Origin of the sequence: Zavarzinella formosa DSM 19928, assembly GCF_000255705.1 — a bacterium.
GTDB lineage: Bacteria > Planctomycetota > Planctomycetia > Gemmatales > Gemmataceae > Zavarzinella > Zavarzinella formosa.
This window is the reverse complement of sequence record NZ_JH636440.1, coordinates 252,527-268,490: the sequence shown is the minus strand read 5'-3', so window position 1 is coordinate 268,490 and position 15,964 is coordinate 252,527. Positions and strand designations below refer to the sequence as shown.

At 60.1% G+C, this 15,964-nt stretch carries 13 protein-coding genes; 2 read left to right on the top strand and 11 right to left on the bottom strand.

Features of this window, described 5'->3' with window-relative positions; all coding sequences use genetic code 11:
• Positions 1-136: 136 nt before the first annotated feature.
• Positions 137-1,567: an MBOAT family O-acyltransferase gene (locus BGIM_RS0111830; RefSeq protein ID WP_020469987.1), complete on the top strand. Its 1,431-nt coding sequence runs from the start codon at positions 137-139 to the stop codon at positions 1,565-1,567.
• A 30-nt stretch (positions 1,568-1,597) separates the two neighbouring features.
• Here BGIM_RS0111830 and BGIM_RS0111825 read toward each other — a convergent pair whose 3' ends face one another.
• The 4 genes from BGIM_RS0111825 to BGIM_RS0111810 form a co-directional block, all read right to left on the bottom strand.
• On the bottom strand, positions 1,598-2,569 hold the full coding sequence (locus tag BGIM_RS0111825; RefSeq protein ID WP_029629965.1) for a DUF1464 family protein: 972 nt from the start codon (positions 2,567-2,569) through the stop codon (positions 1,598-1,600).
• A 10-nt stretch (positions 2,570-2,579) separates the two neighbouring features.
• Complete coding sequence (locus tag BGIM_RS0111820) at positions 2,580-3,410, bottom strand: DUF3472 domain-containing protein (RefSeq protein ID WP_238537609.1); 831 nt, start codon at positions 3,408-3,410, stop codon at positions 2,580-2,582.
• Positions 3,411-3,474: 64 nt separating this feature from the next.
• On the bottom strand, positions 3,475-4,458 hold the full coding sequence (locus BGIM_RS49995; protein WP_020469984.1) for an RpnC/YadD family protein: 984 nt from the start codon (positions 4,456-4,458) through the stop codon (positions 3,475-3,477).
• A complete protein-coding gene (locus BGIM_RS0111810; RefSeq protein WP_020469983.1) occupies positions 4,458-5,375 on the bottom strand; it encodes a dihydroorotate dehydrogenase in 918 nt (305 codons plus the stop codon). The genes BGIM_RS49995 and BGIM_RS0111810 overlap by 1 nt, the downstream gene beginning before the upstream one ends.
• Before the next feature lie 1,401 nt (positions 5,376-6,776).
• Here BGIM_RS0111810 and BGIM_RS0111795 point away from each other — a divergent pair.
• Complete coding sequence (locus BGIM_RS0111795; RefSeq protein WP_020469980.1) at positions 6,777-7,589, top strand: formylglycine-generating enzyme family protein; 813 nt, start codon at positions 6,777-6,779, stop codon at positions 7,587-7,589.
• Between the two features lie 55 nt (positions 7,590-7,644).
• Here the strand turns inward: BGIM_RS0111795 and BGIM_RS57345 are convergent, their stop codons facing one another.
• From BGIM_RS57345 to BGIM_RS0111755, 7 genes are all read right to left on the bottom strand, one after another.
• Positions 7,645-8,490 carry a class I SAM-dependent methyltransferase gene (locus BGIM_RS57345; protein ID WP_052639777.1) on the bottom strand — a complete coding sequence of 282 codons (846 nt, stop codon included), beginning with the start codon at positions 8,488-8,490 and terminating at the stop codon, positions 7,645-7,647.
• Between the two features lie 2 nt (positions 8,491-8,492).
• Positions 8,493-9,479, bottom strand: a complete 987-nt coding sequence (locus BGIM_RS0111785) for a polysaccharide deacetylase family protein (protein WP_157368904.1) — start codon at positions 9,477-9,479, stop codon at positions 8,493-8,495.
• Between the two features lie 96 nt (positions 9,480-9,575).
• Positions 9,576-10,784, bottom strand: coding sequence for a molybdopterin-dependent oxidoreductase (locus BGIM_RS0111780; RefSeq protein WP_020469977.1), 1,209 nt, complete (start codon positions 10,782-10,784; stop codon positions 9,576-9,578).
• Between the two features lie 109 nt (positions 10,785-10,893).
• The gene (locus tag BGIM_RS57340) at positions 10,894-12,069 is read right to left on the bottom strand and encodes a HupE/UreJ family protein (RefSeq protein ID WP_157368902.1); all 1,176 of its coding nucleotides are present in this window, start codon (positions 12,067-12,069) and stop codon (positions 10,894-10,896) included.
• Between the two features lie 45 nt (positions 12,070-12,114).
• Positions 12,115-13,233, bottom strand: a complete 1,119-nt coding sequence (locus BGIM_RS49975) for a DUF3500 domain-containing protein (protein WP_157368900.1) — start codon at positions 13,231-13,233, stop codon at positions 12,115-12,117.
• Positions 13,234-13,407: 174 nt separating this feature from the next.
• A complete protein-coding gene (locus BGIM_RS0111760; RefSeq protein ID WP_020469974.1) occupies positions 13,408-15,486 on the bottom strand; it encodes a M56 family metallopeptidase in 2,079 nt (692 codons plus the stop codon).
• Positions 15,483-15,866 carry a BlaI/MecI/CopY family transcriptional regulator gene (locus BGIM_RS0111755; RefSeq protein WP_020469973.1) on the bottom strand — a complete coding sequence of 128 codons (384 nt, stop codon included), beginning with the start codon at positions 15,864-15,866 and terminating at the stop codon, positions 15,483-15,485. The genes BGIM_RS0111760 and BGIM_RS0111755 overlap by 4 nt, the downstream gene beginning before the upstream one ends.
• Positions 15,867-15,964 lie beyond the last annotated feature (98 nt).

Below are 15,964 nucleotides of genomic sequence, written 5' to 3'. Positions count from 1 at the left end.
CGGGAGCTTATCGGCATCCCCCACGTTGAATAACGGAATGGCCCTGATCGCCCCCGCCGGGTTCCCCGCTTGCCCTTGACCAAGTTTCGCATTTGCCGCACAATCGCCGGTTTCCGGGAGGTCATGGGCGACGGCGATGCTGTTTCACACGCAGGCGTATCTGATATTCTTCCTGATTGTCTGGGCCGTTTATTGGTTCAGTCCGTGGAAGGGGGGGCGGGTGTACTGGTTGCTCGGCGCCAGCATCTACTTCTACGCCACCTGGAACAAGTGGCTGGCCCTCCTCGTCTTTGGCACGGCCACCATTGATTATCTGCTGGCCCTCGGCATCGAGCGGGCCGGTTCTCGGCGGCGCGGGCGGGCGTTGGTGGGGGTGAGTCTGGCCGTCAATCTCGGGGTGCTGTGTTACTTCAAATACCGGGGGTTCTTCCTCGATTCTCTGCGGGAAGGGCTGGCGGCCGTCGGCGTCACCACGTCCATCCCGCATCTGGAAATGCTCGTTCCCTTCGGCATCTCGTTTTACACGTTCGAGGCCATCAGCTACACCATCGACGTGTACGCCGGCCGGGTCCGGGCCGAGCGGAACCTGCCGAATTTTTTGCTGTTTATTTTGTTCTTCCCCCACTTGGTCGCCGGGCCGATCGTGCGGGCGAAAGACTTTTTGACGCAAGTGAAACGGCCGAAACGGTGGAGTTGGCCGCGGGCGTTTGTCGGGCTGCAACTCATCGTGCTGGGGCTGTTCAAGAAGCTGGCCATCGCCGATTGCATGGCCATTTACAGCGACCCGGTTTTCGACCCGAAACAGAACATCGACGCGCTAAGCAGCGGGTCGGTCTGGCTCGGGGTGATCGCGTTTGCCATCCGCATTTACTGCGACTTCTCCGGCTATTCGGACATGGCCCTAGGCTCGGCCCACCTGCTCGGGTACAAGCTCACGGTCAATTTTCGCATGCCGTATCTGTCGGCGAATGTCTCCGAGTTCTGGCGCCGCTGGCATATCTCGCTGTCCTCGTGGCTGCGCGATTATCTGTTCATCCCGCTCGGCGGCAGTCGCGGCACTCGCTGGCAAACCGCCCGCAATTTGCTCATCACCATGACGCTCGGCGGGCTGTGGCACGGGGCCTGTTTCTCGTTCATCATCTGGGGATTGTTGCACGGAATCTTCCTGATCGTCCACCGGGTCTTCCGCGATTGGATATCGGACAAGCCCCGGCTGGACGCCTTGTTGCGCACATCGGCCGGGTATTTCGTCCGCATGGGGCTGACGCTCTTTTGCGTGTTGATTTCGTGGGTGTTCTTTCAAGACTCGCTCAGCCGGGCGATGCTGGTGCTTCGCAAGATGTTTGTCCCGGTGGCGGGAAGCGCCCTGCCGCTTGAGCCGTTGCGGCTCTGGGTGACGGTGGGCCTGTTGGTGATCGCCCATATGGCGACGGCGTGGGGTTTGTGGAAACGGGCCGTCGGCCGAATGCCCCCGGTCATCATCGGCACGGCCTGTTCTGTAGCGTTTATCCTGGCCCAAATGCTGGCGCCGGAAACGTCGAAGCCGTTTGTGTATTTTCAGTTTTAAGCAGGAGTTTCAAGTTACAAGTTTCAAGTTTCAAGTTGGGCGATATCGAAGCCAGTCCAGCACACTGCCGGTGGCGTGGCGAAGTTGAAGACGTTCCATCAGCGGGGAATCGGTCGCCAGTCCCTCGGCGATGATCGCGGCGCCCTGGGCAGCGGTTTTTACCCACGCGCCCGGCAGAGAGGGGAGCGGGATGATCGCGGGAAACTCCGGGAAGAGTTTTCGCAGGCGTGGAAGCATCGCCGGGTCGTCGGCCCGTTTGCCGGAAACCACAACCGTCTCGAACGGGGTCACGGCATAAAGCCCCATCAGCGATTGGCGAAGGGATTCATCCTCCGCGATGGTGGAATTGGTGTCCCGCACGCCACCGGTGAAGAGGTCTTGTTTGCGCAGCGGAGAGAGCCAGTAGGCGGCCTCGCCGTCCCAGGCTCCGCCGCTTTGACCGCCGATGGGTCCGGCGCTGCCGCCGATGCCGTGGATGATCTGGCCGTCATGCACCACGATCAGGGCGGTGAAGGCCGAACCGAGTTCCAGCAGCAGAAAACGGCCGCTGCCACCGATTTGCCGGATGGCCAGCGAGGCGACGGCGAGTTTGTCGGCGGTTCCCAGATCGATGCGGTTGAACTTGCGATGATCCGGCACCGTGGGAAGGTGGATGACGCCGGGGAGAAAGACGACCGGCAACGCGGAATCGCGGAAGGCCCGCAACATCGCCGAGAACCCAAGGACGCCTTGCGACGTGCCCCGTTCATCCGGCCGCACCAGTGTCATTTGGTTGAGATGGTCGTCGGTGAGATCGGCGTTCCGGACCAACGGGACGCCGTAGCCGGATGGCCCCGCGATCAGGTCGAACGGGCCGCGTTCCCGCAACCAATCGACGGGGGCCGAGGGGCTGGCCCGGAGTTCGGCGGGCGAAAAGCGAATTTGTTCCGCGACTTGGCCGTCGTCGAGGACCAGCATATCCAGGCTGCTCGTCCCCGGATCACACCCCGCGACGCGTGCCATGAATCGGCCCTTACTTCGGCATCGCCGGCGGTTCCTTGCCGGCCGGGCGCTCCATCGTCTTGCCGAGCGGCGTGTCCTTGTTTTCCAAGTCGCCGCCGGTGCCGAGGAAGAAGACATTGTCCTTCACCCCGGCGTTGATGTTCAACACCGGGTTGGCGTCGGCCGTGAATTTGGCCTTGGCCAGCGACACCCATTTGCCGTCTTTATCCTTGATCCAGCCGTTGTTAAACCGGGCCATCCGTTCGTGCGTCGTCGAGATTTTGTTTCGCTTGAAGTCTTCCACAAAAGAGTAATAACCCTGAAGGAGGGCTCCCTTCGTGATGGTCGAAAACGTGACGAGGTGAATCCACTCCTTCTTCTCCGGGTTGAAGAAGTAGCCCGCGTAGGCCGTGCGGGTGTCGCTCTCCTTGGTCGCCCGGACGAGGAACTTGTAGGTTTCGCCCACCTTCCAGTCGTAGTCGTAGAAGGATTGCCCGCCGGTCCCCTCGCCGCCGAATCGCTTCACCCGGACGGCGTCATCCTTGTGGAGCATCTTCACCCGGTCTTCGTCCTTCACCGTGGCGGGGTCGTTCCCGGCCGTCGGGTCCCACACGGAGAAGATGACGACTTTTTTTTCCTTGCCCTGTTCTTGGATGCCGAAGTATCCCTTCGACCAGCCGCAGACCATGAAGTACGTCCCCTCGGCCGACTTGTCGACGGTGACTTCGTTATAAAACTCCGTCCCCGCCGGGGCCGGGTAGCCGAGGTGAACCGACCGGCAGGCGATGCCCTTCAGCTTTTCGTCGGTCAGCCCGAACGGGGCGATGATGGCGGTGATGACCAGGGGAAGCAGAAACTTCACGATAAAACTACCTTTGGTTGATGGAAACAAAGAAACGAGCGGGGCGGGAAAATCCAACCATCTCTCAAGACGGAACGGCAACGATGGCCCGGAGTTCGTCAAGGGTGGCTCCGTCCAGCACGGCGGAGGTCACTTTTTCCAAGACGGAGGCGTCGGCATTGGCCAATTCATTCTCGGTGAATTGCTTTCCGGCTTCCCCGAACGTCTTTGTCAGAAGCATAGAAACCAATCGCAGGGATTCCTGCCGTCCTTCCTGCAAGCCCTGTTGCAAGCCTTGCTGCAAGCCCGCTTGCATTCCCCTTTCCATGGCATTGCGTTCATATCGGGAGATCAATGGCACTGTTCTCTCCTTTTCCAAAACTGCAATATTGGTTTCGAGCCGTCTCTCCAACTCTTCCGGCAATTCCAAGAGCCAGTCGATCAGGTTGACGAGTTGCCGGCATTCCTCACGCTCGTAACCCTTATCATACAGCAGCCGGATAAGCCGCCATTTCCAATCATAGCGTTCGTCGTCGTGCTTGTCGGTGAGCAGGCATTGCAAATGAGCGAGAACCACCAAGCCGATGGGGTTGTCCATCGCCTCCAGTTCCGCGAGACGGTCCCGCCAGTCCCAGAGTTTCACTGTCTGGAAGTCGTAGAACAGTCGGGTGGTGGCCATTTGCCATCGGTAGCCGGTTGGCCGCCAGTCCGGCGAGGAGTCCCCGAGGATGGCGATGGCCACCGGGGATTGGCCGTGGAGATCCCTTATCCGGTAGTGGTATGTCAGCATTCGCTCGGGGAGGGAATTGTCCGGTTGGTTTTGCACCTCAATGTGGATGTACAACCACAGGTCGCCCGGCATGTCCCGGCGTTTGACACGGTAGAGCCGGTCGGCGACCTTCCTGCCTTTTTCCGCTTCACGGATGATCTTCTGAAGTTCCGTCTCCAAGTTCTCGGGCGGGACGGACCAGTCGATCAGGGCGTGGACCTCCGGGCAAAAATACTCCAGAAACCGCGACAGGAAAATGTCGAGGGCTTCCTTCCAAGCCGTATCCAGCTCTCGGGCCATCAGGCTTGCCTCTTCAGGGTGCCCACGATCTCCCGCACGGAACCGGCCCCGAGGCTGGCAACGGCCGCCGGCAGCCCGTCGACGATGCGAACGCTGGCGGTCGGGTCGTAGAAGTTGGCGGTGCCGATCTGGATGGCCGAGGCCCCGGTGACGAGGAACTCCATCACGTCGTCCAGGGTGGCGATGCCGCCGACCGCGATGATCGGCAGGATGTTCGCCTTGGCAACCTGCCAGACGATCCGCAACACCAGCGGCTTGATGGCCGGGCCGCTCAGGCCGCCGGTGATGTTCCCCAAGACGGGCTTTTGCCGCCGCCAGTCGACGGCCATGCCGAGGAAGGTGTTCGCCAGCGACACGGCATCGGCCCCGCCATCGGCCGCCGCCTTGGCGATGGGGACGATGTTGGCAATGTTCGGCGTCAACTTGGCAATCAGCGGATGCGGGCATACCGCCCGGCAGCGGTCAACGATTCGTTTGGTGATCGCGGGGTCGGTGGCGAAGTCGGTCCCGCCGCTGACATTCGGGCAGGAAAGATTTAATTCAACGCCTGCCATGCCTTTTGCTTGTCCCATCTTCTGAGCGAGTTCGACAAAGTCGTCCTCTGTCTTGCCGGCCACATTGCCGATGATGGCCGTCGGCAGACTCGTGAGATAGGGAAGATGGTGTTCGAGGAAGTGATCGATGCCGTCGTTGTCGAGGCCGATGGCGTTCAGCAGACCGCTTGGGGTTTCGACCGTTCTGGGAGGCAGATTACCGGGGCGGGAAGCGGAGGTTACAGTCTTGGGAACGATGCCTCCCAATTGCTGAAAATCTACCAGATCGGCCATTTCCCGGGCGTATCCAAACGTGCCGGAAGCGACCAACACCGGGTTGCGAAAGTCCAGTCGGCCCAATCGGACCTTGAGATCAATATCCATATGGCCAAATTACGGCCAACAGACTTATTCAGCAACCGAGCCGGATGAAGAATGCCGACCAACATGAGCGACATGCCGCGAAATCGCACAGGCTCATGTCGCGTTTCGCAACATGGCATGGCAGAACAGGTCGATGGCGGCACACATGCCCTTCAGCCATGTCCTCATTTTTGATTGCAGGCTCGGAAAACCACGGCTTTTTTGAGAGCCGGACATTGCGGCAAAAGATTTTGTTTGACATGGCACACCTGTTGCTTCCTAATACTGGCGTGATTCGGATGCGAGTCCCGGATCACAAGGTTGGTCAAAAAAACCAATCTTACTCCCTCCAAACAGGGCACGAGAGCTGATCGGTTGCGAGTCCCGATCAGACCAACTCTCGTGCCCTCATCTCTTTTAAACAACCTTGTTTTCACCAATCAACGCCATGTTTCGCCGTGAGCGAACAAGAAATAACGTCGGCCAATATTAACAAAAAAGCGATCAATCTCTTTGCGGTGACTGAACGCCTTTTGCATTGTCTCTTGGCGTAATTTGTTCTTTTTGGCGTAATATGCGCGAAAGGTTTGGGTTATACCCAATCGCCTTGATCACTGACGAGAGGTTAAAGTCCCGAAGGCTCCCCTCCAACTCCCCCCTTGGCAAGCATTGGTTTCTACGCCTCAAGTTAGTTCTTTGGAATGCTTGGCGAACAAGGGAAGTGCTTTTTCAGCAGGGCGTTGGGACTGTCAGGGCCGTCGCGTGGCAGCCAAGCGACCGATTGTTGCAACACCCAGAGGCCCACGAGGAGGGCCGGGATGGTCACCGGGCAGGAGGCTTTGGTCTGGCGCCCGATAGGGCCATCAGCAGTTTTTTGAACGACTCCGAGGCCTCGTCGATGCGGCGTTCCAGCGCCTGCACCTCCGTCAGGGCCGCCGGGCCTTCTTTTCGGCCGATTCACCGGCTCTTGCCCATCGACAAAACCAGCCAGATGAATCACGGCGTCGCATGGGGCCAGCAAATTCCGAAGTCTCTGTGAGATGGTCGGGTAGTCCAACCACACACAACTCGAATTCTTCCTCGAAAACGACTTCGTGACCGTGCGTTCTGGCCCGGTCGGCCATCAACTCCCGGCAACTTTTGAGATCGCGAGTCGTCGAGTTGACAAACACCCTCGGCATCCGGCAGGCATCCGAAATACGGCCGTTCGGAGTCCGGGAACGGCCAGCCATCATCATCGTGAGGCCCGGCGGTTTGGTCAATCGGCGATTGAAGAGAGCGACGAAGCGCTTTGATTCACGCCTGTTGACGAGCCGGGCGGGGCGCGGGGAATGGTTGAAGTTTGCGATGGCCTTGGGCATGCGAATCAGCGACAATTCCCAATGAAATTCGAACACAACATTCTTGACGATGGAGTCGCCGATGAGCCGATTGTTGTTGCTCTTGTTGTTCCCCGCCGTCGCCATCGCCGAGCCGAAAGCCGGTGAGGAACGCGAGTTTGAAATTGCCAAGGGCGTGAAGATGAAGTTTTGCTGGATACCGGCCGGCAAGGCGACACTGGGATCGCCCGAGGACGAAGCAGGCCGGCACTTTTTGGAGAAGGAACACGTGCTGGAGACCAAGGGATTCTGGCTCGGAAAATACGAGGTCACCCAAGGGGAGTGGAATGGCTTGATGGGCGAACCAAAGCCGCCCGTCAAGCCGCCCGAACCCAAGGATGCCCCTCCGAAAATCGAGCTTCCTTCCAAGATCGCCGTGGGACCGGCGTTGCCGATAGACGAAATCAGTTGGAAGGACTGCCAGAAATTCATCGAAAAATGCGGAGTGAAGGGCATGAAGGTTCGGCTGCCGAACGAAGACGAATGGGAATATGCCTGTCGGGGAGGGAAGGGCAACAAGAATGCGTTTTATTGGGGCGGCGAGTTGAACGGGGACAAGGCGAACTGCAACGCGGAACACCCATACGGCACGAAGACAAAAGGGATGTCCCCGGGCAAGGTTATGCCGGTGGGAAGTTTTGAAAAGATCGCTCCGCACCCTTGGGGCCTTTGCGACATGCACGGGAACGTGTCTGAATGGTGCGACAATTTTTACGACGAAAAAAGTCAAACCCGGTCGATGCGAGGCGGGCATTATTTTAACGATCCCGAGCTATGCCGGGCCGCCTGCCGCAATGCACTCGAGCCGGCGAGGAGATTTTGGGGAAGTGGCTTTCGGCTTGCGCTGATTCCGTGACTGGCATGGCACGAAGAACCTGTCCGGCCCGCATGTCGATCAATGCGATTTGGTATCAGTTGGCCTTCCGGTACATCCCAATGTAACCAGTGGCAAGAAAGTTCGCGCCGGGGACGCGGGCCAATCCCTCGAAGGGGCGGTTCACCAAGTGGCACAGACGCGGGGCCACCAGCGTGGCCGGGCGGCAGGCGGGCTGCACGTTGTAATGCCGCGCATCGGCCTTCTCCATTCCGGCGGCCTCGCAGGCTTGGTCCAGTTCGCCGGGGGTGAGATACAGTCGGCGAAATTCTTCCTGTTGTTCCAGCTTAAGGTTTTTCCGGTACGGCCGGAATTGGATGGCCTTTCGCAACGGGTACAAACCCGCAAGAACCAATCGGCCCCAGTTCCGGCGCTTGGGGATTGTCAGCAAAGCCACACCCCCCGGCCGGAGCATTCGGCTAACCCCGCGCAAGGTTTGCGTGAGTTGGTCTCGTGTCAGATATTCCAACACGCCCATCGCGATGATCGTGTCGAAACTGGCGTCCGCAAAGTCCGGGGTGGTCGCCAGCCCGACTTGCAGGTCAGCGTTGCCGCCGATCACCAAGTCGCCGATGTTCGCGCGGGCGGCGTCGATCATTTGCGGGGAGAAGTCGGTCCCGGTGTAATGGCCCCCCATCGCCACCAGACTGCGGGCAATCGGGGCGGTGCCGCAACCCAGATCAAGCACGTCGCCGGGGCCGGTGCCGACCGTCCGCAGCAGTTCGATCACCCGACGGGCGCGGATGAGGAACGACCACGTTTCGACCGTGACCTTGGGAGAGGAGTTGTCGTACAGGCTTGCCCAAACTCCCTGTTCCGCCAGACGACTGAAATGGGTATGGACGTGTTCAGCCGGGCGAGTGGGGGTGGCGGTCGCGTTCATATTCACCATCCGATCATGTTCAGTTGAAACTGGGAAAAGCCCTCGTCCGCGCCCACGTTGACGCGGCGAAGTTCAAACAAGTCCGCATTGGCGCCGTTCAAACCGGGCACGGTCGCCAGCCCGCAGCGGTAGCCGGTCTCGGCCAGCAACCGCTTCGTGTCATCTGTAAAATCGCCCCGCGTGCCGTTCGGGTAGGCGAACAAGTCGGCGCTCCCGAGCCGGTCCCGCAGGATGTCCCGCGAGCGGGTTAACTCTTCGCGTTGCGCCTCGGGCGAACATCTCGACAAAATCGGGTGCGTGTGCGTGTGGGAGCCGAAGCTTATCAGGCCGCCACGCGACAGATGGCCGATCTCATCCCAACCCATCGTCGCCAGCGGCGAATCCGGCGACACTTCGGGGCAGCCGCCCAACTGCCGGAACAATTCCCGGAGGTGTTCTTCCTTCCGGTCGTTGTCAATCTGCTTCAACCGCTTGCAAATCGCCCGGTGGGCGGATGATCGGCGTTCCGGCGTCGTCAACGGCCAGTCTGTTCCCTCGAAGGTGACAGAAGAGACCGGGGTATTCGCAATCGTTTGAAAAAGCCGGTCGGTCCACGGGGGCTGATGCGTCCCGACGAGGCCGGTCACCACGAAGACCGTGGAGTGAATCTGATGGCGTTCCATGATCGGATACGCCGTCGTGGCGACATTGCGGAAACCGTCGTCGAATGTCACGACGGCCGTGTGTTCCGGCAAAGGCCGGTGAGCCGTGAGACGATCCACCACCTCCGTCAACGGGAGGACGGCATATTCATCCGCAAGGAACCGCATCTGCTGTTCAAAAGAACCGGCGTCGAGCTGACACCAGTTGAAGAACGGCAACGGCTCGCGCGTGACGCCGTGATACATCACCACGGCCACGGAAGCCCGCGTCCGGCGGGCCATCCGGCGATGGCCCAGGAGCCGATGGGAGACGGAACGTCCCTTTCGTAACAGGTGATTGAACATCATGCGGCGCAGCCGAAAAGTCTCCCGATGTTGGGTGGTGGAATGGGAATAACCGATTTGCAAAGTTTGGGCAAGACGAGTTGAAGAGGGATGCCCGTCTCAGGCCACCGTGAACAACTTGCATGGAATCATGTTCTTGCCCGACTGTTGGTTGGGGCGAGGCTCTGGCTGGGCGAAACCGTTTTTGTCCACGGTTCGCACCCGCAATTCGTATTTGCCCGGTTTCAACCCGGTCAGCGTCAGCGTCCAGTGGGCGACGCTGAACCGCAGGGGCCATTCCCTCGGCTTGCCCTCCTTGGTGAAGCCCCACACATCCTTTGGCGAAACGCCTTCCGGCAGGCCACCCCAGTCGGCCGGCAACGGGTCGATGGCGCCGGGCTTCCACTCGGCCTTGGCCCAAGCCGGATCACCCTCGGCCAGTTTGCCCCCCGTGCGGGTGTCGGGGCGAAGCCAATATTCGACCCGCTCCAGCCCCGGCCAGCCAACCATCGCGGTCCCGCGCACAATGACCGGCTTGTCGGCCGAAAATGTCTGTTCCTTCGAGTCATCGAGATGGGCGGACGTTTTCAGATACGATTCGGGGTCGTTGTTCTTCTCGGCATAGGTATCGTTGGCTTCGTGGTTGTTGGTCAGGATGATTTTGTGAATCCACTTGATCGACTTGAACCCGTGCGCCCACGGCACCACCATCCGCACCGGGCCGCCGCGTTCCAGCGAGATCGGCGACCCGTTCAACTTGTATGCCAGAAACGGTGGCAGCTCCCCCGGCGGCGTGTCGAGAACCTGGCTCATCGCCAGCGACGACTTGAAGATTTGCTCCGGCTTGTCGTTGTGGAAGCCCCAATAGAACAGCCGCCGGGTGTTGGCGAGTTTGCCGCAAAGCTTCAACACATCGCGGAGGGGAACGCCCTTCCACAATCCCTGCCCGAGCGGCCGGGGAATATTGTTGCACTGCATCGCCTTCAAGAACCGGACGCCGTGTGTCTCGCCGAGCTTGAGCAAGGCGGGCAAGTCAAGGGTGACCGGCTTGTCGATGGTCGCCTTGTCCTCGGCGACGATTTCCAGTTTCCATGTTTCCGGGGTAAGCCGGGCCTTGGCCAGAGCCTCTCCCTTCAACGTGTGCGGCACCGGACTTCCCCGGCTGACATCCGTGAAGTCTTTGCCCGGCGTCAAAAACGGCCTGGCCGGAACTTCACCGGCCGCCGCGCGGGGAATCTCATCCCCCCGAATCCGCTCGACGGCCGCCCCGGCCACCAATCCGGCCACGCCCAAACGAATCGCCTCCCGACGGTCGAGCGGATCGGCCATGTGATGTCTCCCGGAAGTTGAAGCAAGCGGCGAGGATCGGGGCGACCCGATTCTAACCTCCGGTCGGAGCCGAGTCATTTGCGAATCGGAAAATGATGCCGTCCAAAGTTCAGGACTGGCCCGCCAAGGCCATGCAAAGGAAGTACACGCCCGCCACCAAAATCCCGGTGGAGCCATAGCGTTGAATCGCCATTGAACGACTCGCTTGCGGGGTAACTTCTCGCTGTGAGCGACGTATCGCCGCCAGAAGAACGAACAATGGCAACAGCACCGTCAGGTGTCCCGTCTCGACGCCGACGCTGAAACCGAAGATGGCCGAAAGAACCGTCTCTCGCGGCATCTGGTGCATGAGATCAAGCAGGCCGCCGGCAAAACCCAAGCCGTGGAACAGGCCGAAGAAGAAAGCCGCCGCCAGCCGGCCTCGCCCTTGGGAATAACCCAGGATGTTTTGCACCGCCACGAAAACGATGCTGGCGGCGATCAGAGGCTCGACAACCCGTTCGGGCAAGTGAACGAGGTCGAGGGCCGCCAGCGTCAGGGTGAGGGAGTGCGCGAGCGTAAAGGCGGTCACCACCTTCACCAATTCCCAAAAAGTGGCCGCCGCGAGCGCCAGGGCGGCGACGAACAACAAATGATCGTATCCGGTGAGGATGTGGTGAACGCCGTGGATGAAGTAAGATTTCATCACCGCCAAGCCGCCCGTCTCGCCCGCCCATTGATTGGATTCGGCCGGTGATGACCCGGCATCATCCAAGGCAAAATCGAGTTGATAGGACGACTGGTTGAGGTTCCGATTCTGGTCGATGATGCGGACGCCCGGATCGCGCGGCATCAGGCAATTCACAAGGTAGACGGCAATGGCACTGTGATGGCGGTTCTCAAGAGCCAGTCGATGAGCGGAGGCGCCGGGCGGCATGTCCGCCTCGAATTCGATGACAATGTCCCCCCGCCCCTTGATCACCTCTTCAACCGTCGGGAACGACAAAGAGATCGGTCGAAGTGTCAGCGGGTTACCGTCCATCGTCGTCGCCAAATCAAGACGGACCCGCTCGGCATAGGCATGTTGCTCGGCTTCCGAAATCATCTGATCGCCATCGGTGTCGATGCCGGCCAGTACTTTCTTCGCCACCTCGGCGCCGGCGACCATGCGGATTTCCAAAACGACGCGGTCGCGTTTCACGGCAACGGTCGTGGCTTGCAGATATTCATCCAGTTGGTGTGCGTAAGCGGGCGACGCGAGCCAAGGAAGAATGACGAGAAGCAGAATGGCAATCCGGATATTCATTTCGTCAACGCCCACCGTCTTATCGCGTCGCGGCACATTGTGCTGTCATGGCTTGATCGAACCCGCCCCGTATTCATCTTCAGGGTTGCGATAGACCGTGTGTATGTGGTCGTTACCACCTTGCGGAGCGTATTCGATGATCGCGTTTGGCCCCTGCACCCGGAAGTAGGCGGCCTTGCCTTGATCGACCGGCCCGCTCCAGGCGAAATAGGTCTCGCCAATCTTCTCCTTGATGGCCGTCATCCGGGCGGCGGCCGTGTCGGCCTCGACGATGTTGACCCATGTCCCGATCACTTCCAAGAGCAACGCCTGCTGCTCGGCGGTTAGCGCGGAGCCTTTGATCCCTTTCGCCTCAATCGTCTTGCCGTCTCGTCCCGGCCCGAGCAGCAATTCCCCGGTCGGGCGTTCCCCGATGACGGCTTGCGGCCGCTGCTTCTCGTCCAGGGCGGCCACCAGTTTGAAGGCAGTGTCCTGCTCTTTGCCGAGCGGTCGCACATCCATTTCGCCGCGTTTGAACAATCCCGGTTGCGCCCCGGTGTGGGTCGGGGTCAGCACAAATTTCTTGCCGACAATGGTGACGTTGACCCCGAGATGATGGCCGCCGAACTGAACCATCCACGGCTTGGTTTCCGACGGGACGCCGAAGATCGCCAAGAAATACAGATCGGTACCGAACATCGGCCCCTTGGGAGCGGCTTTCCCGCCTTTGTCCTTGCCGCCGTCTTTGCCACCCCTCTCGGTCAATTTCTGATCGCCATCCATGATGTCGATCACTTTTTGGTATCCCTCTTTGCTGAGGACGGCCGCAACCACGGCCATCGCCTTGGCCCGCTGCTCCTTGGAGAGGTCGCCGAGCTTGATGCCGTTGCGCTGAACGATGGTCACCGGCAAGTTCGACCAAGTGGATTTCTTCGTGCTGTCGAACTCGAACACCGCTTTCTCGCGGAGTTTCGGGTCCAGCCCGTCGAGGAACGAATTGGCGGCATCCACCGCCCGGCGGGCGGGGTTGACGGCCTTCCCGGCCGGGTCGTCGGCGACAGCCACTGATTCCGGCCGGGATGATTGGAGGGCGTAGAGAGCCACGCCGAGGAAGGTGGCGCCAATGATCAAGGCCAACGTCTTGCGACGCGAGTGAGAAGGGGTTTCTTGAACGGTCTCGCTCATCGGGTTGTCTCCTGACGGTGATGACTTCAAAATTGCCGCAAACGGCGCGTTGACGTGCAATCCCATCATAAGGAGGCCCAAGTGAGAAATCACTGAACAACCGGCGCCGGCCATGAAATTGTCAATCTTCATCGCCAGCAAGGGCAGGCGCCGGAAGTTGGGGCAAGCGAGTGTTTACTTCGATTGCCCGATCAGTTGAAGCAGTTCCCGGACACCTTCTTTGGCCGTGAGCGAGATGGTCGTCACGCGATCGTTGGGGCGTTCGACGCTTGATTGTTGGAAGCTCAGGCGGCCCATCACCACGGACATTTGGCGGTCCAGCGGGTCTTCCTCTTTCTTGTCTTTCGATTTTGCCAGGTCGTCCTTAAACAACGCCGACATCACATCCGTGAGTTTGCGGTAGTCTTCGTCCGTCGCCTTGGAGGCGATGCGAATTTGCATTTCCATCGGGTCGCCCCATTGAAAGCCAAGCGTCATGGGGCCGGTGATTTTTCCGGCGATTCTGCCGAGGATCGCTAGCAATTCCTTTTCGCGGGCCTCGCTGGTGTCCGGCGTCGGCTCCATCAGTTTGGCCAGTTGTTGGCCGGAGGCCGTCATCACGAACATGGCACTGTTCAAATTCCGGCCCTGATTGAGTGATTTCCAATCCTCCGCCCAAGCCGGGGCCGGCCGGGGTACCTTCTTCGCGTCGATGAGCTTCTTGATGTTCTCCTCGGATTCCAACACCAGCGTCCGGTCGTCCGGCATGTACAGCCAGAGCGGCTTGTTGCCATCAGACAATCCGGGAACGGTCAGGGTGGCCTCGAAGTAATCAGCGCCGACACGGGAATGGACCTTGAAAGACTTTGAAAACGCCTCGACAAGTTTTCGCCAGTCGTAAGCCTTTTTCATCCGAATAAAGCTGAGCGAATTCATGATCGAGCGGTTGGGCCGGGGCTTGCTTTTGTCGTAAACGAACGAGACTTGGCCGCCGAGTTGCTCCACGTCCCCGATCTCGAAGACCAGTGATTTGTCCTTCCCGGACAACAGGCTTCCCGCCAGTGTGTTCAACATGGCGATCTGACTCTTGAGGCCCGGCGATTGGGCCAGGTCGGCGACATTGACGGCGTACACGCCGACATGATCCGGGCTTCCCCCGACAGTCAGATAGGTGTGATCAAGGGTGGCCGGTGATTTCTCGGCGAACTTCACCGGCGTGATCGGATCGGCAAAGAGGGGTTGTTTGCCCCCTTGCACGCTCAGGCCTGCGACACTGAGCAGACCGACGCCCAACAGGGCGGGCCATCGTCGGGTCGATTGTCGGCGATCATCCATGACACGCAACATCGCAATTCTCCGAAACAAGGTTTTGGGACGCCCTAACAGCGTTGGCAACATGCCAACGGGCCGGGCATCGGCTTTCAACGCCAGCGAGGCCAGACACCGCCAATACGACTCCCGGCCGGCCAGATGATTTGCCGCGAAGGCATCGGCCGCCAATTCCTGACACAACTCCTGCCGCCGCCCCAGCCAGCGGAGCAGCGGATGGTAGCCGTGAACGGCAAGGGTCAGCCGGACCAGCCAGCGGGTCAGAAAATCCCGGCGAACAATGTGGGCCATTTCGTGCAGCAAGGCCGCCCGCAACTCATCCGGGGTCCACATTCGCCACCGGGGGGACAACAACACGCACGGGCGCCGGATGCCCGCCGTGGCCGCGCTGTCAATCGCGGCGGATTCCCGCAGCGACACCGGAACTCTTGCTCCGATCTGCTCGCGGATCTCCCGTAACAGGCTCAGCGGAAGCTCATCCTCAATCGGCCGGCTGTCGGCGATGATTCGCCGCAGTTCCCGGCTCTCCCGCACAAGCCGGATCAGGCCGAGCGTTGCCAGCCCCGCAAAGCCCCACGCCAGCCACGCGCCCAATCGAAAGGAAGGTTCTTCGATGGCCGGCGCCCGGACGGCCAGCTTGCGCAAGATCCGGCTGATATCAATCCCCGCAGGCGCCGGGTTTTCAACGGGAGCGGCTTCGTCTTCATCAATCAACTCATTCACATTTCTCGATGCGAACGCAGGCGAAGACGGCGCCTCCCCGACCGGCCACGCCGGCCAGGGCAGCAAGGCCAGAATCGTCAGCCCCCATGTGGCGGCGACGGTCCACATCAACACACTGCAGGCCACGCCCGGCGAGCGTCGAAAAGACAGGAGCAACCCGCCGAGCAACGGGAAGGTCAATTGAATCGCCAGCACAAGGATGGCTTGGCCGAGGTCGTTCATTGGCCGGGCTCCTTTAACAGCGATTCCAGCAATTCCCGCTCCTTGGCCGTCAGCTTTCGGCCGTCGAGCAAGCGGACAAACAGCGCCTCCCGTGATCCGCCAAAGACCCGCGTGACCAAGTCCGTGAGCAGCCGCCCCGAGACATCTTCATGGCTGCGGGCCGCGACATAGCGAAAGGGGCGTTCGTCATTCACTTGCTTCAAAAACCCCTTGTCCTCCAGCGTGCGGACCAGGTTGGCGACGGTGGGATACGTGAGATCCCGCCCGGTTTCGGCAAGCAAATCCCGAGCCTCTTGGGCGGTCAGTTCTTGCCTCGCCCAGAAGACGTGCATGACTTCCAGTTCCCGCTCGGTCAGGTCTTTGGTGGCTGGTCGTGGCATTCGTCCCTCCCCTCCCTGTGTTTTGAATAACCAAATTTGATTAGCCAAATATGCCAAAGTGGCCGGATTCGGTCAAGAGAAGTTTGTGATCAAAACAA